This is a genomic window from Streptomyces sp. NPDC051219, assembly GCF_040682335.1.
In the GTDB taxonomy this organism is placed as follows: Bacteria; Actinomycetota; Actinomycetes; order Streptomycetales; family Streptomycetaceae; genus Streptomyces.
In genome coordinates, this window is sequence record NZ_JBFBAS010000001.1 from 86,612 (window position 1) to 106,193 (window position 19,582).

Annotated in this window: 19 protein-coding genes and 1 pseudogene; 9 read left to right on the plus strand and 11 right to left on the minus strand. The window is 71.3% G+C overall.

Annotated features, from left to right (window positions below; genetic code table 11):
• The first annotated feature begins 232 nt into the window (after positions 1-232).
• Entirely contained in the window at positions 233-2,356 is a 2,124-nt protein-coding gene (locus tag AB0M62_RS00460) for a restriction endonuclease (protein WP_366071836.1), read from the plus strand.
• An 11-nt stretch (positions 2,357-2,367) separates the two neighbouring features.
• Here the strand turns inward: AB0M62_RS00460 and AB0M62_RS00465 are convergent, their stop codons facing one another.
• Positions 2,368-3,759, minus strand: coding sequence for an FAD-dependent oxidoreductase (locus AB0M62_RS00465; protein ID WP_366071837.1), 1,392 nt, complete (start codon positions 3,757-3,759; stop codon positions 2,368-2,370).
• A 24-nt stretch (positions 3,760-3,783) separates the two neighbouring features.
• Between AB0M62_RS00465 and AB0M62_RS00470 the strand changes: the two genes are divergently transcribed.
• A complete protein-coding gene (locus AB0M62_RS00470) occupies positions 3,784-3,921 on the plus strand; it encodes a hypothetical protein (protein ID WP_366071838.1) in 138 nt (45 codons plus the stop codon).
• A 59-nt stretch (positions 3,922-3,980) separates the two neighbouring features.
• A complete protein-coding gene (locus tag AB0M62_RS00475; protein WP_366071839.1) occupies positions 3,981-4,457 on the plus strand; it encodes a GNAT family N-acetyltransferase in 477 nt (158 codons plus the stop codon).
• 271 nt (positions 4,458-4,728) lie between these two features.
• Here the strand turns inward: AB0M62_RS00475 and AB0M62_RS00480 are convergent, their stop codons facing one another.
• Together AB0M62_RS00480 and AB0M62_RS00485 are read right to left on the minus strand one after the other, a co-directional pair.
• On the minus strand, positions 4,729-5,733 hold the full coding sequence (locus tag AB0M62_RS00480) for a zinc-binding dehydrogenase (RefSeq protein ID WP_366071840.1): 1,005 nt from the start codon (positions 5,731-5,733) through the stop codon (positions 4,729-4,731).
• A gap of 116 nt (positions 5,734-5,849) precedes the next feature.
• Positions 5,850-7,043 (minus strand): FAD-dependent oxidoreductase, encoded by a 1,194-nt coding sequence (locus AB0M62_RS00485; protein ID WP_366071841.1) that lies wholly within the window; start codon positions 7,041-7,043, stop codon positions 5,850-5,852.
• 118 nt (positions 7,044-7,161) lie between these two features.
• Between AB0M62_RS00485 and AB0M62_RS00490 the strand changes: the two genes are divergently transcribed.
• Positions 7,162-7,839 carry a pentapeptide repeat-containing protein gene (locus tag AB0M62_RS00490; RefSeq protein WP_366071842.1) on the plus strand — a complete coding sequence of 226 codons (678 nt, stop codon included), beginning with the start codon at positions 7,162-7,164 and terminating at the stop codon, positions 7,837-7,839.
• A 13-nt stretch (positions 7,840-7,852) separates the two neighbouring features.
• Here AB0M62_RS00490 and AB0M62_RS00495 read toward each other — a convergent pair whose 3' ends face one another.
• Positions 7,853-8,350, minus strand: a complete 498-nt coding sequence (locus AB0M62_RS00495; RefSeq protein WP_366071843.1) for a hypothetical protein — start codon at positions 8,348-8,350, stop codon at positions 7,853-7,855.
• Positions 8,351-8,590: 240 nt separating this feature from the next.
• Here AB0M62_RS00495 and AB0M62_RS00500 point away from each other — a divergent pair.
• Both AB0M62_RS00500 and AB0M62_RS00505 read left to right on the plus strand, forming a co-directional pair.
• Positions 8,591-8,734 (plus strand): annotated as a pseudogene (locus tag AB0M62_RS00500) (heme-binding protein); the annotation flags it as partial.
• Positions 8,735-8,913: 179 nt separating this feature from the next.
• Positions 8,914-10,257, plus strand: coding sequence for a M1 family metallopeptidase (locus tag AB0M62_RS00505; RefSeq protein WP_366072225.1), 1,344 nt, complete (start codon positions 8,914-8,916; stop codon positions 10,255-10,257).
• A gap of 7 nt (positions 10,258-10,264) precedes the next feature.
• Here the strand turns inward: AB0M62_RS00505 and AB0M62_RS00510 are convergent, their stop codons facing one another.
• From AB0M62_RS00510 to AB0M62_RS00520, 3 genes are all read right to left on the minus strand, one after another.
• Positions 10,265-10,774, minus strand: coding sequence for a GNAT family N-acetyltransferase (locus tag AB0M62_RS00510; RefSeq protein WP_366071844.1), 510 nt, complete (start codon positions 10,772-10,774; stop codon positions 10,265-10,267).
• 28 nt (positions 10,775-10,802) lie between these two features.
• Positions 10,803-11,261, minus strand: a complete 459-nt coding sequence (locus AB0M62_RS00515; RefSeq protein ID WP_366071845.1) for a TIGR03618 family F420-dependent PPOX class oxidoreductase — start codon at positions 11,259-11,261, stop codon at positions 10,803-10,805.
• A 109-nt stretch (positions 11,262-11,370) separates the two neighbouring features.
• Entirely contained in the window at positions 11,371-11,946 is a 576-nt protein-coding gene (locus AB0M62_RS00520) for a TerD family protein (RefSeq protein WP_366071846.1), read from the minus strand.
• 163 nt (positions 11,947-12,109) lie between these two features.
• Here AB0M62_RS00520 and arfB point away from each other — a divergent pair, with 163 nt between their 5' ends.
• Positions 12,110-12,538, plus strand: a complete 429-nt coding sequence (arfB, locus tag AB0M62_RS00525) for an alternative ribosome rescue aminoacyl-tRNA hydrolase ArfB (protein ID WP_366071847.1) — start codon at positions 12,110-12,112, stop codon at positions 12,536-12,538.
• A gap of 111 nt (positions 12,539-12,649) precedes the next feature.
• On the opposite strand, the gene AB0M62_RS00530 is transcribed toward arfB, so the two are convergent.
• Positions 12,650-13,216 carry a flavin reductase family protein gene (locus tag AB0M62_RS00530; protein WP_366071848.1) on the minus strand — a complete coding sequence of 189 codons (567 nt, stop codon included), beginning with the start codon at positions 13,214-13,216 and terminating at the stop codon, positions 12,650-12,652.
• Between the two features lie 349 nt (positions 13,217-13,565).
• Between AB0M62_RS00530 and cdgB the strand changes: the two genes are divergently transcribed.
• Both cdgB and AB0M62_RS00540 read left to right on the plus strand, forming a co-directional pair.
• Positions 13,566-15,227, plus strand: coding sequence for a diguanylate cyclase CdgB (gene cdgB / locus AB0M62_RS00535; protein ID WP_366071849.1), 1,662 nt, complete (start codon positions 13,566-13,568; stop codon positions 15,225-15,227).
• A gap of 89 nt (positions 15,228-15,316) precedes the next feature.
• Positions 15,317-16,288 carry a CBM35 domain-containing protein gene (locus AB0M62_RS00540; protein WP_366071850.1) on the plus strand — a complete coding sequence of 324 codons (972 nt, stop codon included), beginning with the start codon at positions 15,317-15,319 and terminating at the stop codon, positions 16,286-16,288.
• A gap of 57 nt (positions 16,289-16,345) precedes the next feature.
• Here the strand turns inward: AB0M62_RS00540 and AB0M62_RS00545 are convergent, their stop codons facing one another.
• From AB0M62_RS00545 to AB0M62_RS00555, 3 genes are all read right to left on the minus strand, one after another.
• On the minus strand, positions 16,346-17,272 hold the full coding sequence (locus AB0M62_RS00545; protein ID WP_366071851.1) for a 1-phosphofructokinase family hexose kinase: 927 nt from the start codon (positions 17,270-17,272) through the stop codon (positions 16,346-16,348).
• Positions 17,273-17,394: 122 nt separating this feature from the next.
• Positions 17,395-18,549, minus strand: coding sequence for an N-acetylglucosamine-6-phosphate deacetylase (gene nagA / locus AB0M62_RS00550; RefSeq protein ID WP_366071852.1), 1,155 nt, complete (start codon positions 18,547-18,549; stop codon positions 17,395-17,397).
• Complete coding sequence (locus AB0M62_RS00555) at positions 18,549-19,481, minus strand: ROK family protein (protein WP_366071853.1); 933 nt, start codon at positions 19,479-19,481, stop codon at positions 18,549-18,551. Before AB0M62_RS00555 ends, nagA begins: the two co-directional genes overlap by 1 nt.
• Positions 19,482-19,582 lie beyond the last annotated feature (101 nt).

Here is a 19,582-nt window from a genome sequence, read left to right on the forward strand (position 1 = left end):
GACGAACCGGGGGACGGCATCCTCGCACGCACTTCCGGTTCCTCGGAGGGGACGGCCGATCACGGATCAGTCACAAGGTCAACTCGCCGGCGCCGACGCAGAAGTGGTCGCCGAAGCCGCCGCGAAACGTGTGTCCCGGGTCACTTCCATCCGCGACACTTGTGCCTTACGTATGTGTGGGACATGTGACGGGGGCACGGTGTCGCCGGCCCCGGGGTGGGGAGGCCGTCGGATGAGTCGTCGCTCGAGCGGAATGATCGGGGTCTGGGCAGAGGCGCAGCGCCGGCAGCAGCGTCAACAGGAGGCCCAGCACCGGGCTTGGGTCCAGGGGCAGCGGGAGCAGGAGCGGCAACAGCGCGCGTACGAGCGGGACATGGCGCGCATGCACCGGGAGCAGCAGGCCGCCTACCGGCAGCGGCGCGAGGGGGATGCCCGGCGCCGTACGGAGGAGCTTGACGAGCGGGTGGCCGTGCTGACGGGGCTGCTGGCCTCCGGGTGTGGGGCTCCGGCGTTCCGGACGGCCTCGCTGACGCGGCCGGAGCGGATCGAGCCGTTCGCGCCCGGACAGCTGGCTCATCCCGTACCGATGCCTGACGTGAACCGGTACCGGGCCCAGGGCGGCTGGACCGCGGGCCGGCGGGAGCAGGCGCAGCAGGAGGCGCAGGCGCGGTACCAGCAGGACTGGCATGCGGCGCAGGCCGCCGAGGCGCAGCGGCTGCAGCAACTGGCGTCGTACCGGCGCCAGTACGACGAGTGGGCGGCGGCGCAGCTGGCGGAGATACGGCGGCACAACGCGGGCATCGCGGGGATGGCCACCGCGCTGCGCGCCGGGGAACCGGAGACGGTGGTCGAGTACTTCTCGGCCGCGTTGTACGCGTCCACGGCCTGGCCGGAGGGGCTGCCGCGGCAGGTGGCGGCGGCATTCGACCCTGCTGCCCGGCAGCTGGTACTGAACTGGGAACTGCCGGCCTACGACGTGGTGCCCGAGTCGAAGGCCGTGAAGTACCTGGTCGGTTCGGACCAGTACAAGGAGGTGGCCCGGCCGGCCGCGCAGCGCAGGGTGCTGTACCGGGACGTGCTCGCGCAGTGTGTGCTGCTCGCGCTCCGGGACCTCTTTGCCGCGGACGAGTTCGGGACGCTGGATTCGGTGGCGCTGAACGGGTTCGTCGACGACGTCGACCCGGCCACCGGGCTTCGGGCCCAGATCGTCCTGGGCACGGTGATGGTCACCCGGGCCGCGTTCGGCGCCCTGAACCTGGCGCAGGTCAGTGCGGTCGACTGCCTGGTGGACGGCGTGCGAGGGCAGTTGTCCGCGCGGCCGGACCAGCGGGTCGCGGTACGGCCCGGCAGGGTCCCGGATGAGGTCGGAGCCGGGGTGGTGTCCCACGGCGGCGGGGCGGAGCCGGATCTGCTCGAGATGGACCCGGTGGAGTTCGAAGGGCTCGTCGCCGAGCTGTTCCGGGCCAGGGGCATGCAGGCGGTGACGACCCAGCGCTCCAATGACGGCGGCGTCGACGTGGAGGCGCTCGACCCCGATCCCATCAGCGGGGGGAAGATCATCGTGCAGGTCAAGCGCTACCGGAACACGGTGCCGCCGAGCGCGGTCCGCGACTTGTACGGCACGGTCCAGGGGGCGGGTGCCAACAAAGGCGTACTGGTGACGACTTCGGGATTCGGACCCGGCTCCTACACGTTCGCCAACGGCAAGCCGCTGACTCTGGTGTCCGGCGGTGAACTGGTCGATCTGCTGGGCCGGTGCGGTCTGCGCGGCCGGCTGGGCGGGGGCGGAGGCGGGGGCGCGGCCGCGGTGCCCGGCCGAGCGGCGTCGGCCGCCGCGGCGGACGCGGCCGACGCCGCCGATGCGGCGGACGACGACTACAACGTGCTCGGCATGTCGTGGTCCGGCGGTGTGGCGCTGGACGTGTGCGCCCTGGTCTGCCGGGGGAGCCGGGTGCTCAGTGACGAGCACTTCGTCTTCTTCAACAATCCGCGCACCCCGGACGGTTCGGTGCGCGCGGTCAACGGCGGAGCGGGGGACAAGGCGGCGATCCGCGTCTCGTTCGACAGCCTGCCGGAGCCGGCCGACCGCCTCGTGCTCGTCGCGGCGGTCGACCCCGAGGTCAACCCGGAGGCCGACCTGGCCGGGTTCACCGAGGCCGGGATCCGGCTACGGGACTCGGCGGGGAACGAGCTGGACCGGCTGGACGTCTCGGACGGACGGGCCGGAGAAACGGCTCTGGTGCTCGGTTCGTTCCGGCGCCGCGCGAGCGGTGACTGGGAGTTCGTCGTCGGCGGCAAGGGTTACCCGGGCGGCCTGGAAGCCCTCGTACAGGAGCACGGCATCGAGGTCGCGTAGCCGCCGGCCGCTCAGTGGCGGCCGGAGAGGCGGTCCGCCACGCGGGCGATCGAGTCCGTCGCTGTGCTGTGGGCGGCCGCCTCGCGGCGGTCGGCGGTGCGGTAGGCCGCGTACATGCCGTGCACTCCGAGCCAGCGCAGCGGTTCCGGTTCCCAGCGGCGGACTTTGTGGTTCACCCACGGGAGTGCGGTGAGGTCCGTGGGGCCGGCCTGGCCGGAGTCCTGCTGCACCAGGTCCCGCAGGGTGCGGGCGGCGAGGTTGGCGGTGGCGACACCGCTGCCGACGTAGCCGCCCGCCCAGCCCAGACCGGTGGAGCGGTCGAGGGTGACGGTGGCGCACCAGTCGCGCGGCACGCCGAGGACGCCGGACCAGGCGTGGTCGATCCGGGCGCCCGCAGTGGTGGGGAAGAACCTGACCAGGATCTCGCGGAGCGCCTCGACGGTGGCGGGCTGGGTGCGGCCGTCGTTGTCGGTCCCGGAACCGAAGCGGTACGGGACGCCACGGCCGCCCAGGGCGATGCGGTCGTCGGCGGTGCGCTGGGCGTACATGTAAGCGTGCGCCATGTCGCCGAGGGCCTCGCGCCCGTCCCAGCCGATGGTGCCCCAGATGTGCCGCGGAAGGGGCTCGGTGACAATCATCGAGGAGTTCATCGGCAGCCAGGTGCGGTGCTGCCCCTTGAGGTTCGCCGTGAAGCCCTCGGTGCAGCGCAGGACGTAGGGGGCGCGGACCGTGCCGTACGGGGTGATGGCGTGCTTGGGCTTGATCTCGGTGACCGGCGTCGACTCGTGGATGGTGACGCCGAGGGCTTCGACGGTGTCGGCCAGGCCCTTGACGAGCTTGCCGGGATGCAGCCGGGCGCCGTGCGGGGTCCAGGAGGATCCGACGGCTCCGGTGACACGGACGCGGTCGGCGGTCTCACGGGCGCCCATCAGGACGCGTTCCTTCTCGCCGAAGGCGATCTCCACCGAGTGGAACGCCTTGAGCCGGGTCAACTGGGCCGGGGTGTACGCGACCCGGAGTACGCCGCCCTGGTGGACGTCCGCCTCGATGTTCTCGTCCCCGGTCACGGTCACGACCTCGGTGACGGTGTCGTTCATGGCGCGCTGGAGACGTACGGCGGCCTCGTGGCCGTGCAGCTTGGCGTAGCGGTCGCGGCCGGCGATGCCGTTGTAGAGCCAGCCGCCGTTGCGGCCGGAGGCGCCGTAACCGCAGAACTTCTGTTCAAGGACGGTGATCCGCAGGAACGGGACGGCCTTCTTGAGGTAGTACGCGGTCCACAGGCCGGTGTAGCCGCCGCCGACGATGCAGACGTCCGCGGTGGCGTCGCCGGGAAGGGGTTCGCGGGGGGCGGGTATGCCGTCCTGCACGTACCAGAAGGAGATACCGCCGTTGATCGTGCTCATGGGGCTGTTGGTACACCTGTGGTGATGCCGCTGTCCAGGCGGACGCCGCGGGCCTGGACGCTCGGGCGGGTACTGCAGGACAGCCTGTGGGAGGTGGAGGACGGCGAGGAGGAACTGCCGGAGGAGCGGGCCGAAGTGGTGTGGGTGCTGCTCGGGCGGTGACGTGGGACGGCCGTGGAAACTCTTGGCCAGAGGGTGGGGCGGCGACCTAACCTGCCTCCATGATTCGTACCGCCACGCCCGAAGACGTTCCCGCCATCCACCGCATGGTCCGTGAGCTCGCCGACTACGAGAAGGCTCTCGACGAGGCCAGAGCGACGGAGGCCCAGCTGTACGAGGCGCTCTTCGGTGAGCGCCCGGCCGCCTTCGCGCACATCGCCGAGACGGACGCGGGCGAGACGGTCGGCTTCGCGCTGTGGTTCCTGAACTTCTCGACCTGGCGCGGGGTGCACGGCATCTACCTGGAGGACCTGTACGTACGCCCGGAGATGCGCGGCGGCGGCCACGGCAAGGCGCTGCTCGCCGAGCTGGCGCGCATCTGCGTGGAGCGGGGATACGAACGGCTGGAGTGGTCGGTCCTGAACTGGAACGAGCCGTCGATCAATTTCTACCGGTCGCTGGGTGCCGCGCCGCAGGACGAGTGGACGGTGTACCGGCTCGCCGACGAGGCACTGGCGAAGCTGGGCACGGCGGGCTGAACTGTCGGAATTGCATATCTATGCAGCTTTATGCAATGCTATGCCCAGCACCTTACCCAGGAGCAAGCAGTCAAGGAGCATCCAGGCATGGCCCACGAAGCCCATCCGAAAGCTTCAACCACGGAACCCCGAGTGAACATCGCCCTGGCCCGCGGCTGTCACGAGTGCGGTGAGTGGGGCACCAGGGTCACGCCCCAAGGCCGCCACGAACTCTGCCCGGCCTGCCAGCACCCCCGGGGAGCCTGACCGACCGGGCCCGGCGGTGCGGCGGTCACGGCACCAGGACGACCTTGCCCATCGTGTCGCGCGTCTCCAGGGCGCGATGGGCGGCCGCGGCCTCGGCGAGCGGGAACCGCTGGATCGCTGGGTTCAGCCGGCCGGCTGCCGCCTCGGCCAGCGACCGGACCTCCAGTACCCGGCCGGGGTTGTCCCCGCCCGCCTTCCGCATCATCACCGGGCCCAGCACGCTCTCCGAGACGATGCCCCGCTCGGCCAGTTCGTCCTCGGTGAAGGTCAGTGGGCCGCCGGTGTTCAGACCCTCCCCGGACCAGCCGAAGACCAGATGCTTGCCGCCGCGTCCCAGCAGGCCGACGGCTGCTCGGGCGGTCGCGCCGCCCACCGAGTCGAAGACGATCGTGGCCCGCCGGTCGCCGAGGAAGTCGCGGACCCGCTCCGGCCAGTCGGACTGCTTGTAGTCGACTGCCAGATCGGCGCCGTTCTCCCGCACCCTGGCCGCCTTCCGAGGTCCGCCCGCAAGGCCGATGACGGTCGCTCCGGCGTTCTTCGCGTACTGGACGAGCAGCGTGCCGATACCGCCGGCCGCGGCCGGGACGACGGCGACGCACTCCGGGCCGAGATCCGCGAACAGCAGGATGCCCATCGTCGTACGGCCGGTGCCGATCATCGCGACAGCCTGGCCCTCGTCGAGACCTGCCGGGATCTCGTGCAGCTTCGCGGCGTCGGTGACGGCCAGCTCGGCGTATCCGCCGGGGACCATGCCGAGATGGGCCACGACCCGCTTGCCCAGCCAGGCCGGGCCGGTCCCCTCGCCGAGCGACTCGACCGTGCCGGCCACCTCTCGGCCGGGGATGGTGGGCAGCTCCGGCGGCCGGGAGTACGGGCCGGGCGCGCCCTCCCGCAGTGCCGCGTCGAGGAGGTGCACCCCGGCCGCGGCGACGGCGATCCGTACCTGGCCCGGGCCGGGCAGCGGGTCCTCGGTCTTCTCGTATATGAGGTTCTCCGCGGGGCCGAAGGTGTGGAGGCGGATCGCGTGCATGGCTGGCTCCTCGTGTGGTGGGCGCGCACTGCCGGCTGCGGGTTGCCGGTATGCACCGGTGTGTGCCCGGGCGCGTCTGTGTGCCGCGTGGGGCGCTGCATGGCCAGCCAACTGCCTCAAGTGCGCTTGAGGTCAAGCCTTTCCGGCCGGACGGTACGGCCGGGTGTGCCCATCGCCTTCAGTGCCAGCGCGACCGCCTCGATGGCGCTGGTAAACGACACCTCGCTGAGCACCCCCGGAGCCGCGACCTGGTCGCCCGCCAGGTACACCCCGTCACCGCGGTCGACTGCCGGCCGGTCCCGCCACGTGGTGCCGGGGCGGTCCACCGCGCCCGTACGCCCCGAGGCGACGGCCTCGCGCCGCCAGGTCGTGCGTCCGCGCCAGCCGGGAAACCCGAGGTCGAGCAGCCGCTCCGCACGGGCGACCCCGTCGGCCTTCGACTCGCCCGGCGCAACGGGTATCTGAGTCTGGATCAGCTGCTCGCCGGCCGGGGCGAGGCTGTGGTCCTGGGCGGTGAAGCGCTCGATCCAGCCGGGCGCGTCCAGATCGGAGATCGCGAAGACGTCACCCCGGCGCGTGCGTACCGCCACGTCGACCAGCACGGTACGGCCGCTGTCCCAGGTGAGTGTGGGGTCGGCGAGCAGCCGCCGCGCCGAGTCCAGTGAGGTGGCGACGATCACCGGCCCTTCCCCGGTGGGCAGTTCGTCCATCCGTACGCTCGTCTCGATCCGTACGCCGAGGTTCCAGGCGCGCGCCGCCATCCGGTCGATCATCGACGCCCAGCCGCCGCGCGGATAGCGGGCCTCGGGCGGCAGTTTGGTGGTGCGGCGCAGCCGCTCCTGCACGAAGGCCGCGGACAGCGCGCCCGGATCGTGGTGGAACAGCGCGGCGGCGCTGAAGTGCGCGGCGGCGCGCGCCCCGGCCGCGCCCACCTCGTCGGTGGCCCAGCTCAGGAAGTCCCGGTCCACGGGCGCCTGCCGAGCAGGGCGGCGCAGCAGCCGCAGCATCGCGAGCGGTGGTACCCGGTGGAGCGCGCCGTCGCGGTGCAGCCGCAGCCGGGCTGCTTCGAGGAACGGGACCGCCACGACCGGGCCGGTCAGATGGCGCTGCCTCAGCCAGGTCCAGTGCGGGCCGCCGCTGTAGAGGGCGTGCGGGCCCTCGTTGGTGCGGTAAGGGCCCTCGGCTGTCCTGGCTCGGCCGCCGAGGGTGTGGTGGGACTCGTACAAGGTCACTCCGAGGCCGGCTTCGGCGGCGCTGATGGCCGCCGTGAGCCCGGCGAAGCCGCCGCCGATCACGCTGATGCGCTGCATGGTCCCTGGTCTCCTGCCCGTCGCGGTCGCTCTCAAGAGTGGTGACGAGGGCGGTGGGCCGGGATGTGACATCGCGGACCTGAGACGCGTTGTCATACCCCGGGTCCACGATGGGGACATGGCACGAAAGGGATCAGGAGCACAGCGGGTACGGGCCGTGCGGCGACCGGAGGTGCGGCTGCCGCCTCTGCGGTCGTACGAGGGAGAACGCCTGGAGCCGGACGGCGACTACGACGGGCTGGCATTCACCGGCCTGGACTTCGGGGGCCAGGAAGGACGCGGCGCCCGCTTCATGGACTGCGGACTGTACCGCTGTGCGCTGGACGAGACCCGGCTGGGCAAGGCGCGGTTCCTGGACTGTGTGCTTGACGGTGTCCGGGGCGTGGGCACCGATCTCGCGCAGGCCTCGTTCCGTGATGTGGAGGTGCTGGACGCCCGGCTCGGCGGGGTCCAGCTGCACGGGTCGGTCCTGGAGCGGGTGCTCGTGCGGGGCGGGAAGATCGACTATCTCAATCTGCGCACGGCGCGGCTCAAGGACGTCGTGTTCGAGGGGTGCGTCCTGGCCGAGGCGGATTTCGGGGAGGCCCAGCTGGAGCGGGTTGAGTTCCGGGACACCGTACTGAAGAGGGCGGACTTCAGCGGGGTGCGGATGACGGACGTCGATCTGCGGGGGGCGGCCGAACTGGACATCGCGCGGGGCATCGACCGGCTGTCGGGCGCGGTGATCAGCCCGGCGCAGTTGCTGGACCTGGCCCCGGCGTTCGCCGCGCAGGTCGGGGTGCGAGTGGAGGGCTGAGGTGCCGTGGTCGTCAGATGCGGGGGAAGCGGGCTTGGAGGTCCCAGATGACGGGGTTGTCGGCGAGTCCCTCGTGCAGGTCGGCGAGGTCGGCGATCAGGTCCTGGAGGAAGTCCCGGGCCTCACGGCGGAGCAGGCTGTGGCTGAAGGTGAGGGCGGGCTCCTCGGCGGCCATCCAGTCCGCCTCGATCTCGACCCAGCCGAAGCGGCGCTCGAACAGCATCCGGTCGCTCGACTCGGTGAAGTCGAGTTCGGCGTACTGCGACTTCGCCGAGCGGCTGCCGCGCGGATCCCGGTCCAGCTGCTCGACGATGTCGCACAGCGCCCACGCGAAGTCCAGGACGGGCACCCATCCCCAGGCTGTGGACACCTCGCGGTCCGCCTTGGTGTCGGCGAGGTAGACGTCCCCGCAGAAGAGGTCGTGACGCAGCGAGTGGACGTCCGCGGTGCGGTAGTCCGTCTGCGGGGGGTCGGGGAAGCGGCGGGAGAGGGAGTAACCGATGTCGAGCACGTAGGAGATGGTGTCACGGGGGCGGGGAGGGTATTGGCCGCACGGCTCTCATCTGCGGAAACGTGGGGGCCCGCTCGGTCGCGTGAACGGATTTCGCCCCGCCCGATAGCTGCGCGGTCCACACCCGGAGCCGGAAATCACTCGGCCGGCCCGCGGCGCACGAGGGGGCGGAGATTTGCCTGATTGTTATGATCTGGCGACATATGTACCTGCTCGGGAAGTGCGTCGTGGGTACTCAGGCTTCCCGGCACGCTGTTCCTCGGCGGCGGCGTCCCGGTGCAGGCCAAGGGCGCTCCGATCGCGGGCATCGGTGTGGCCGGCGCCCCGAGCGGTGACCTGGACGAGAAGTTCGCCCAGGCGGGCGTCGCGGCGCTGAGCAAGTAGGACCTGCCACCTCGCCCGCCCCGCCGCGCAGGGCGGCGATCCCGGCGGAGCCGCGGCGTTCGGCGTGGGCCCCGTGCGGACAGACTGGATTCCGCCCCGGAATGCACGGTTTGCCACATAGGATCATCGGTGTGGATCACCGCACGCCTGTACGCCTCGCCGCCTTCGCCTCCGCCGCCCTGCTCGCTCTCACCACGGCCTGCAGCGGCAGCAGTGTGGAGGGCAGGCCGGGCGCGGCGGGCCTGCGCGACCCGTACTTCCCGAAGGCCGGCAACGGCGGGTACGACGTCACCCACTACCGGCTCGGCCTCGCCTACACACCGCGGGACGGCGGGCTCACCGGCACCGCGGAGATCACCGCACGCGCCACCGAGGCGCTCAGCGCCTTCAACCTCGACCTCTACGGGATGACCGTCACGGAGGTGACGGTCGACGGCCGGGGCGCCCGCTTCAACCGCGCGGGTCAGGAGCTGACGATCCGGCCGCCCGACAACCTGGAGAAGGGCAAGACGTTCCGCACGGTGGTGAGTTATGCCGGCAAGCCGAAGACGATCAGGGACCCCGACGGCTCGGCGGAGGGCTGGCTGAAGACCGCCGGCGGCTCGCTGGGACTCGGCGAGCCGACCGGGTCGATGGCCTGGTTCCCCGGCAACCACCATCCCAGCGACAAGGCCTCGTACGACATCGAGGTCACCGTCCCCCAGGGCATCACCGCCGTCTCCAACGGCGAGCTGAAGTCCCGCGCCGGCGATGGCGGCCGGGATACCTTCCGCTGGCACTCCGAGGAGCCGATGGCGAGTTACCTGGCCACGGTCGCCGTCGGCAGGTACGACACGAAGACCTCCGCCACGAAGGACGGCCTGCCGGTCTTCATCGCCGTCGACCCTGCCGAGGCGTCGGCGAGCGCCGCAAGCCTCGCCCGCATCCCCGAGATCATCGACTGGCAGGAAGAGCTGTTCGGCGACTACCCGTTCTCCTCCGTGGGGGCGATCGTCGCCCGCGAAGGTGCTGCCGGATATGCCCTGGAGACGCAGACCAAGCCCGTCTTCCCCGGCGCCGAGTCCGCCGGGAACGACCTCGTCCATGAACTCGCCCACCAGTGGTTCGGTGACTCCGTCACGCCGAAGTCATGGCGGGACATGTGGCTCAACGAGGGTTTCGCGACGTACGCGGAGTGGCTCTGGGACGAGGACCAGGGCGCGAAGACCGTGCAGGAGCACTTCGACGAGAATTTCGAAGACGCCGCCAACTGGGCCTTCCCGCCCGCCGATCCGACGGGTCCGGACGTGATCTCCGACCCGCCCGTGTACGGGCGCGGGGCGATGGTCCTCCACAAGATCCGCGAGGAACTGGACGACGACGAGCTGTTCTTCGGCATCGTCGAGGGCTGGGCGCAGGACCACCGCCATGGCAACGCGGACACCGAGGACTTCAAGGCATACGTCGAGGAGGAGTCCGGCCAGGACCTCGGCGAGGTGTGGAAGGTCTGGCTGCACGGCGAGGACAAGCCGGGCCAGCCCTGAATACGGCTTACAGCACCTTCCGCAGGACCGCGCAGGGCCGACCCCGCTGCCGGTCCTCGCGGTGCCCGGTCACCAGGTAGCCGAGGGCGGTCCAGAAGCGCAGGGCCCTGGTGTTGTTCTCCAGTACGGCCAGGCGCACGGCCTCGCGCCCCGCGGCCCGGAAACGCTCCTCCACCAGCTCGGCCAGTTGCCGCCCGTACCCCGAGCGGTGCTCGCGTGCGTCCACCATCAGCAGCCCGATCCATGGATCGGGATCCGCCGGATCCGGATGTACGGAGAGGGTGACCGCGATCCCGACGAGCCGCCCCGCCACGCGCGCGAGCAGCACCTCCACGTCCGGATGGGCCAGTTCGCGGGCCAGTTCCGCGGCCACCTGCTCGATCCGGATGTCGTCGGGGTCGGGAAAGTCGCCGGTGATCTCGTGGAACTCCCGGTTGGACGCGTAGAGCGCGGTGATCTCGGTGAGCAGGACCCCCGGAAGGGCGCCGTCCACCGGCAGCAGCGGTTCAAGAATCACCCGCCGCACGATATGCCGCGCCGGGCGGTCAGCCGCTGATGTCGAGAGCCGTGCCGTAGAGCTTCCGCACCTTGAGCCGGATGACCACCCGGCGCTCCGCGACCAGCTGTGCCAGAAAGGCGGCTTCGTCCTCGGGCTTCGCCGCCTCCTGCACCATCGCGAGGAGCTCGCGGCCGGTTGCGTCGCCGGCCACGGTGGTGACGTCCGAGACCTCCGACTCGCCCTCGGCCACGGCGAAGGACCAGACGTCCTCGCCCGGTACGTGCAACGCGGCCCGCGGATCACTGCGCAGCTGCTTCACCTTGACGCGGTCGGCCGTGGTCGAGAACCGCACGACGCGTGCCTCGGCGTCCCAGTCGTAGAGCATCGTGGTCAGATGGGGATGACCGCTGCGCTTGTTGGTGGCGAGTGTGCCGAACCGGCGGGCGGCGAGCAGAGCCGAGAGTTCGGCATCGGACAGGGCGCGGGGTGCGGGACCTTCAGTCATGAGCCGATCAACTCCCTGACGCACAGGGCGTATTCCCGACGCCTGGAACCCAAGACCCCCGGTGAGGGCCCCGGCCGGAACCGGGGCCCTCACCGAGACGCGAGCCGGCTCAGATGTTGACGCCGAAGTCCTGGGCGATGCCCGACAGACCGGAGGCGTATCCCTGACCCACGGCGCGGAACTTCCACTCCGCGCCGTTGCGGTACAGCTCGCCGAAGACCATGGCGGTCTCGGTGGCGGCGTCCTCACTCAGGTCGTAGCGGGCGATCTCGCTGCCGCCGGCCTGGTTCACGATGCGGATGTACGCGTTGCGCACCTGGCCGAAGTTCTGGCTGCGGGTCACGGCGTCGTAGATCGAGACCGGGAACACGATCTTGTCGACGTCGGCCGGCAGACCCGCCAGGTTGACGTTGATCGCCTCGTCGTCGCCGGCGCCCTCACCGCTGCGGTTGTCGCCGGTGTGCACGATGGTCTGGTCCGGCGTCGACTTGTTGTTGAAGAAGACGAAGTGGCCGTCGGAGACGACCTTGCCGCCCGGGTTCACCGCGATCGCCGAGGCGTCGAGGTCGAAGTCGGTGCCGGTGGTGGTACGGACGTCCCAGCCGAGGCCGACCGTGACGGCGGTCAGGCCCGGTGCCTCCTTGGTGAGCGAGACGTTGCCGCCCTTGGACAGGCTTACAGCCATGGGGAGGTCCCTTTCCTAGTCGTGGTGCGGGCTTCGCACCGAGTACAGGAGCGAAGCTACCGTCACCGGTCATAACGCGGGCAGGGGACCATCGGGTTCCACCCGGACCGCCGTACGTGAAAACAGGGTGACGCGGCCGCCGCGGCACGGGATCATGGGACACATGTCCGGGCCCTATGTCATCCGCGGCTCTGTCTCCCTGCCGGAGTCAGAGCTCATGTGGCGTTTCTCCCGGTCGTCCGGCCCTGGCGGACAGCACGTCAACACCAGTGACACGCAGGTGGAGCTCCGCTTCGACCTGGTCAACACCGAGGCGCTGCCGCCGGTCTGGAAGGAGCGCGCCCTGGAGCGCCTCGCATCCCGTCTCGTCGACGGGGTCGTATCGGTGCGGGCCTCCGAGCACCGGTCCCAGTGGCGCAACCGTGAGATGGCCGCCGTCCGGCTCGCCTCGCTGCTCGCGGAGGCGACCGCGCCGCCGCCGAAGCCCCGCCGCGCGACGAAGATCCCCCGCGGTATCAACGAGCGCCGGCTGCGCAACAAGAAGCAGCGCAGCGAGACCAAGCGCGGCCGTACCGGACAGGGCTGGACCTGACCGCCGGGCTGTCCGGGCCGGATCCGACCGGCGGGCGTCCGTCCGCGCCGGACCCGTCCCGCTGAGCCGACCGCAGGGCTGCCCGTCTCCGCGCTCAGCCCAGGTGTCCGCTCAGCGCAGGTGCCGGTAGCGGCCCCGGAAGTGCGTCAGCGGTCCGCTGTCCATATCGGGCAGGTCTGTCGCGAGGACCCGGCCGATGACCAGAGTGTGGTCCCCGGCCTCCACCCGCTGCTCCGTCCGGCACTCGAGGGTGGCGACCGCGCCGGTCACCAGCGGGGCGCCGCTCTCCTTCCCCCGTTCGAACGGGATGTCCTCGAAGAGCAGCCGGTCGCTGATCCGTCCCTTCATCGCGAACCGGCCGGCCACCTGCCGCTGGTTCTCGGAGAGCAGCGAGGCCGCCCACAACGGCTGTTCCGCCAGCAGGTCGTCCATCCGCGAGCCGTTGCGCACGCTGACCAGTACCAGCGGCGGGTCCAGTGAGACCGACATGAACGCGGTCGCCGTCATGCCGACGTCCTCGCCGCGGGGCCCGTCGTCGGGATCGTGCGCCGTCACCAGGACCACGCCCGCTGCCAGCCGGGACATGGCGGCGCGGAACTCGTCATTGCTCACCCCCTCAGGATGGGGGACGGATTCCGGGCTTTGCACCGGTGTGGCGGCAGGGGTCGTTTTCAGCACGTCTGGAACGCTAGCCCCGTCCGCCCCGCGGGCGCATCGGCCCATGGACCCGGCCGCGGCCTAGGTCCGGAGACCGAACCGCCGTACAGATCCCGTACATTTCCGGTTCATTTCCCGTACAGATCCGCGCAGACCTGCGTGCGGATTTGCGTACAAGAAACCTATGGAGCGCTCCCATAGGACCCCTCGGACTCTTCATCACCTGATGTGACTTGAGTCACAGAGCGCAAGATTTGTTGACCCTGTGTACCGGCGGAACAGCTCACTGTGATTCAGTGGCGGAGACACTGCAACATGAACGCCGATCAGAATCCTGGAGTTGCTGTCGAGGTCTCGGGGAGAGCGAGCAATGGAGACCGAGTCGGAGCCGTACGTCCGTCTTGCGACCCTGCGGCAGCTGCACAAGGTGGTCGCGGACCTCAACACGGCCCGGAGTCTGGCAGACACGCTGCAGACCGTCGTGGACGGCATCGTCGCCGGGCTCGGCTATGAGCTGGCGTGCGTCAATCTCGTACGCCCCGACGGGGACCTCGTCGTCGCCGCCTTCGCGGGCAACTCCGCCGCCGAAGCGCTGATCACCGGCCGGGTCGGCTCCCGCTCCTCCTGGGAACGCAGGCTCTCCATGGGCGAGGCCTGGGACGGCCTGCGATTCATCCCGCACACCGAGGGCTGGGTCCTGATCGAGGACGACGTCCCGCAGTGGCACACCGAAGGCCCCGACCCCCGCTTCGAGGACGAGTGGCACCCCGAGGACCGGCTCTACGCCCCGATGTACGCGTCCGCCGGCGAGCTCCTCGGTGTCATCTCGGTCGACCGGCCGCGCAACGGCCGCCGCCCGGGCGCGTGGGGACGCGAGGCGCTCCAGATGTACGCGTTCCAGGCCGCCATTGCGATCAGCAACGCTCGCCTCAGAGCAAACATGCAGCGCGCTCTGGTCCGCCTGGAGCGCGAGCAGCAGGCGCTGCGCGCCAGCGAGGAATCCTTCCGGCAGGCCTTCGAGTACGCGCCGAGCGGCATGGCCATCGCCGAGATGGGCGGTGACCAGCACGGCCGTCTGCTGCGCACCAACGACGCGCTGTGCCGGCTGCTGGGGCGCCCCGCCTCGGTGATGCGCCGCTACTCCTTCTCCGACCTCGTCCACCCCGAGGACATCGGCACCCTGCTGCGGACCTCGGCCGAGGGCGGCCGGGCGGAGCTCAGACTCGGGCGGCGCGACGGTACGTACGTCTGGGTCTCCCTCCGCAACTCGGTCGTCGCCGATGCCGCCGACGGGCCGCGCTTCCTCCTCACCCACGTCGAGGACATCGAGGAGCGCAAGCGCCACGAACTCCAGCTCGCCCACCGGGCCAGCCACGACGCCCTCACCGGGCTGCCCAACAGTGCCGAGCTGCGTGCCCGCCTCGGGGCCAGGCTGTGCCGGCGGCCGCAGTCGGTGCGGGCGACGGCGGTGGAAGCGCTCGACGCGGCGTACGAGACGGGTGGCGACGTCCGCATCCACGCGGACGACCACGGCTTCCGGGCCGGCGGGCTCGACTTCCCCGCCGCGCCCGGCGCGGGCCTGTACGACCACCATGTGCACATGGTCGCCCCGGCGACGGACATCGACGACGGCACGAAGGGGCTCGCGGTCCTCTTCTGCGACCTGGACGGCTTCAAGTCGATCAACGACCGTTTCGGGCACCACACGGGTGACGCGGTTCTCATCGAGGTCGCGCGGCGCCTGACCACCGGCGTCAGGGACGGCGACACGGTCGCCCGGCTGGGTGGCGACGAGTTCGTGGTGCTCGCAGACGGGCTCGGTGCCGCGGACGCCGCCGACCTCGCGGTGCGGCTGCGGAACGCGATCATCCCGCCGATCCGCGTCGACGGACGGGCCGTCCGGGTGGGGGCCAGCTTCGGAATCGGCTGGGCCAGTTGCGGGATGTCGGCCGAAGAGGTGCTGCAATCCGCCGATCAGCGGATGTACATCGAAAAGCGCTCCCGCTCCAAGGCTCATCGGAGGGCCGGTTAGCACGTGCGCCAGGTCACTGCCACCCCGGGGAGGCACCCGTTCGGGGTAGGCTCGCCCGCGTCCGGCGACATGTTGAGGAGTGACCAGGGATGACGCCCGCGAACAACGGCGCAGGCACGCCCGAGAACGACGATCCGTTCGGCTATCTGTACGAGGATGGCCAGGCGGCCGGTGCCACCCCGCCCAACTCGGGCGGCTACGGATACCCGGGTCCTGCAGCGGGCGGAGCCGCACAGCCCGGCGTCCCGAGAACGTCGTACAACCACGTGCGTACCGTCGGCGACCGCCAGTACGGCGGCGCCCGTCCCCAGGTCCCGCCCCAGGCTCAGTACCAGGCCCCCGAGGCACTGCGGGCCGAGGGCTACGGCCCGACTGCCGCCACCCAGTACCAGCCGCACCCGGATTCCGGCTCCGGCGGCCACGGCGGTGGCCGGGGCCGTGGCCCCAACACCAAGGGCCTTCTGATCGGTGCGGTCGCGGTGGTCGCGGCCGTCGTGATCGGCATCGGCATCGCGCTGGCGTCGGGCGACGACGACCCCAAGGGCGCCCCCCAGGCGGGCAACGCCGGCGGCAACAACGCGGCGCCCCAGGACCCGAGCCCCCAGCCGAGCGAGTCCGAGGAGAAGCCGGCGGAACTCCCCAAGACGGACGCGACGGGCCCCGGCCTGGTCCTGGCGGGCGGCGCGGCGGCGGAGACCACGGTGCCGGGCGCGAAGGCTGCGGGCGGCTCGTACGTGGGCGGCTTCAACCAGGTGGGCGCGTCGGTGACGTGGACGGTCGACGTGCCGGAGGCGGGCACGTACCGCGTCTACCTGCGCTACGGCACTCCTGGTGAGGACGCCAACGCAACCCTCACGGCGAACGGGAAGCCGAACACCTCGCCGCTCAACCTGAAGAACTTCGGCAACACTCCGAAGGGCGACTGGGAGAAGGGCTGGAAGACCACCTGGGGTCAGGTGAACCTGAACAAGGGCACCAACACCATCAAGGTCTCCTGCGAGCAGGGCAATCAGTGCAACGCCGCCATCGACCAGCTCTGGATCACCGGCGTCAACGGCTGACCCCACCGCGACTCACCCTCCGCCCCGGCCTCGCTCCGCGAGCCGGGGCGGAGGCGTTCACGCCGCCCGTGCGTGTTCCGTCACCGTCACCCGGGGCAGCATCGCCTCGTACGTCTCGTGGTCGAACTCGCCCGCCACCGGCGCCAGTACCGTTGCCGCCGAGAGGGCTACGGCCCTGGTCAGTCGAGTTGGCCAGTCCTGGGCCTCCGCAAGGGCCGAAAGCAGGCCCGCCACCGCCGAGTCGCCCGCTCCGGTCGGGTTGCCCTTGAGGCCGCGGGGCGGGGTCGCCTGCCAGGTACCCCGCGGGGTGGCCGCCAGCAGGCCGTCCGGGCCCAGTGAGGCGACCACCGTGTGGGCGCCCCGGCGGCGCGCGTCCAGCGTGGCCCGCAACGGGTCGCGGGAGCCGGTGAGTTCGGCCAGTTCACCGGCGTTCGGCTTGATCAGGTCCGGGCGGGCGGCGATGCCTCGGCGCAGGGGCTCGCCGCTGGTGTCGAGGAGTACGGGAACCCCGGCGGCGCGGGCCCTGCGTACCAGGTCGGCGTACGCGCCGACGTGGATGCCCGGCGGCAGGCTGCCGCAGAGGGCGACCGCCTCACAGGTGTGCAGGAGCTCGGTGTACCTGGCGAGGAAGGCGTGCCACTCGGTCGAAGTGATCGCCGGGCCAGGCTCGTTGAGCTGGGTCGTGTCGCCCGAGGCGGCGTCGGCCACGGCGATCGTCCGGCGGGTGTTGCCCGTGACCGGGACCAGGGCGTCGGTGAGCGGGTACTGCGTGAGCAGATCGCGCAGGACGGCGCCCGTCGTACCGCCCGCGAAGCCCGTCACCGTGACCTGGTGGCCCAGTGCCGCGAGCACCCGGGCCACGTTCAGCCCCTTGCCGCCTGGGCGTTCGACGACTTCCGTCACGCGGTGCGAGGTGTGCGGGGTGAGGCGGGGGACCCGGTAGGTCAGGTCCAGGGCGGTGTTGAGTGTGACCGTCAGGATCACCTGCCGACACCTCCCGGCTGCTTTATTAGAACGTGCTTGCCCATCAGGGGGCGATCATGCCAAAGGAGGGGCGGTCGGCCCAGACCTCCCGGCCAACCTCCCTGGCTTGAACGGCCTCCGAATCAGCCCAGTTGGGGATGGACCACCCATTCGCCCCTGCGCATCACGCCGACGAGTGAGAACTCCCCGTCCAGTACGACCAGGTCGGCGTCCTTGCCGGGCTCCAGCGAGCCGATCCTGTCGTCCATGCCGAGCAGCCGCGCCGGATTGGCCGAGATTGCCTGGACGACCGCTTCGACGGGGAGCTTGTCGATGGTCACCGCTCGCTTGAACGCCGTGTCCAGGGTGAGTGTCGAGCCGGCGATCGAGCCGCCCTCCGCCAGCCGCGCGACACCCTCCTTGACCTCCACCGCCAGCGGGCCGAGCAGATACGTGCCGTCGCCGAACCCGGCCGCGTCCATCGCGTCCGTGATCAGGGCGACCCGGGCAGGGCCGGCGTGGTGGAAGGCCAGTTCCAGCGCGGCCGGGTGCAGGTGCGTGCCGTCGTTGATCAGCTCGACGGTGACCCGCTCATCCTCCAGCAGCGCGGCGATCGGCCCGGGTGAGCGGTGGCCGAGCGCGGGCATCGCGTTGAAGAGGTGCGTCGCGACGGTGGCGCCCGCCTCGATGGCCTCCACCGTCTGCTCGTACGTCGCGTCGGTGTGCCCGACCGCCGCGATCACCCCGTGCTCGGCGAGCAGCCGTACGGAATCGATGCCGCCCGGCAGTTCGGTGGCCAGGGTGAACATCTTCGCCGTGCCGTGCGCCGCGTCCATCAGCTTGCGCACCTCGGCCGGGTCCGGGTCGCGCAGCAGGTCCTCGCTGTGCGCGCCCTTGCGGCACGGCGAGATGAACGGCCCCTCGAAGTGCACGCCGGCCAGGTCGCCCTGCTGGACCAGTTCGGCGAGCAGCGCGGCACGCCTGGCCAGAACGTCGAGGTCGCCGGTGACCGTGGAGGCCACCAGGGTCGTGGTGCCGTGCTCGCGGTGCGTACGGACGCCCTTGAGGACGTCCTCCGGTGTACCGGAGGTGAAGGAGGCGCCGCCTCCGCCGTGGTTGTGCATGTCGACGAAGCCGGGAACCACCCAGTGGCCGGTCAGGTCGAGCGAGGGGGCGCCGGCAGGGGCACTGCCCGCGAACGTGCCTCCCTCGACGATCACCCGCCCGCCCTCGACGGTTCCGGTGGGCAGCACCACCCGGGCGCCGGAGAGAACGGTGATTCCTGCGCGTCCGGCCATCAGGCGGTTACCTCCGTGGAGAGAAGATCCCAGGCGAGCAGCCCCGCGCCCAGGCATCCGGCGGTGTCCCCGAGGGCCGCCGGGACGATGTCGGGCAGCCGCTGGAACGTCACGCGTTCCCGCACGGCGGTCCGCAGGGGTGTGAACAACGTTTCCCCGGCTTCGGCCAGGCCGCCACCGATGATGAGCGTGCGCGGGTCGAGCAGGGTGAGCGCGGTGACGAGGCCGTCCGCGAGCGCGCCGACCGCGTCCGCCCAGACCGCCGCCGCACGCGTGTCCCCTGACTCCACGGCCTTGGCACAGTCCGCCGCGTCGGCCTCCGGATCGCCGCTCGCGGCGGCCCAGGCGCGGGTCACGGCGGACGCCGAGGCCAGGGTCTCCAGACAGCCGCGCTGCCCGCAGCCGCATTCGGGCCCACCGGGGCGTACGACGATGTGGCCGATCTCCCCGGCGCAGCCGTGGGCGCCTGCCTCGATCTGTCCGGCGATGCCGATGGCCCCCGCGATCCCGGTGCCGAGAGGTACGAAGAGGAACCGGTCGGCCCCCCGGCCCGCGCCGATCCGGCCCTCGGCGAGGCCACCGGTACGGACGTCGTGGCCGAGCGCTACAGGGATGCCCTGGAGCCGGGTGCTGAGCAGCTCCCGCAGCGGTACATCCCGCCAGCCGAGGTTGGCGGCGTACACCGCGACGCCGTTCGCGGCGTCGACGATGCCCGGCACGGCGACGCCGGCGGCCGCCGCGCTCCGGCCGTACCGCTCCAGGCCGAGGGTGCTCAGCTCTGCCGCGAAGCCGACGATCGACTCCACGACGGCCGCCGGCCCGCGCTCGCGGCCGGTGGCCCGCCGCGCCTCGTGCAGCAGTGCGCCGTCCGGCCCGACCAGGGCGGCCTTCATCCCGGTGCCGCCCACATCGAGGGCGATGACGTGTCTCACGAGGACAGTCTCGCGCGCCGACCCGGGAAAGGTCTAGTCCACTGTCCCGGCCAGTGATCCGGAAGCACGGTGTTGCAGAAGTGATATGGGACTGGTGTAGA

Excerpts from the sequence above, each read along its gene's own strand:
- AB0M62_RS00480 (WP_366071840.1), bottom strand. The coding sequence starts at position 5,733 with ATGCACGCGATCCGCCTCCACACCTTCGGCCCCGCGGAGAACCTCATA.
- AB0M62_RS00475 (WP_366071839.1), top strand. The coding sequence starts at position 3,981 with ATGATTCGTACCGCCACGCCCGAAGACGTTCCCGCCATCCACCGCATG.
- AB0M62_RS00485 (WP_366071841.1), bottom strand. The coding sequence starts at position 7,043 with ATGCAGCGCATCAGCGTGATCGGCGGCGGCTTCGCCGGGCTCACGGCG.
- AB0M62_RS00490 (WP_366071842.1), top strand. The coding sequence starts at position 7,162 with ATGGCACGAAAGGGATCAGGAGCACAGCGGGTACGGGCCGTGCGGCGA.
- cdgB (WP_366071849.1), top strand. The coding sequence starts at position 13,566 with ATGGAGACCGAGTCGGAGCCGTACGTCCGTCTTGCGACCCTGCGGCAG.
- AB0M62_RS00540 (WP_366071850.1), top strand. The coding sequence starts at position 15,317 with ATGACGCCCGCGAACAACGGCGCAGGCACGCCCGAGAACGACGATCCG.
- nagA (WP_366071852.1), bottom strand. The coding sequence starts at position 18,549 with ATGGCCGGACGCGCAGGAATCACCGTTCTCTCCGGCGCCCGGGTGGTG.
- arfB (WP_366071847.1), top strand. The coding sequence starts at position 12,110 with ATGTCCGGGCCCTATGTCATCCGCGGCTCTGTCTCCCTGCCGGAGTCA.
- AB0M62_RS00520 (WP_366071846.1), bottom strand. The coding sequence starts at position 11,946 with ATGGCTGTAAGCCTGTCCAAGGGCGGCAACGTCTCGCTCACCAAGGAG.
- AB0M62_RS00465 (WP_366071837.1), bottom strand. The coding sequence starts at position 3,759 with ATGAGCACGATCAACGGCGGTATCTCCTTCTGGTACGTGCAGGACGGC.
- AB0M62_RS00470 (WP_366071838.1), top strand. The coding sequence starts at position 3,784 with ATGCCGCTGTCCAGGCGGACGCCGCGGGCCTGGACGCTCGGGCGGGTA.
- AB0M62_RS00515 (WP_366071845.1), bottom strand. The coding sequence starts at position 11,261 with ATGACTGAAGGTCCCGCACCCCGCGCCCTGTCCGATGCCGAACTCTCG.
- AB0M62_RS00460 (WP_366071836.1), top strand. The coding sequence starts at position 233 with ATGAGTCGTCGCTCGAGCGGAATGATCGGGGTCTGGGCAGAGGCGCAG.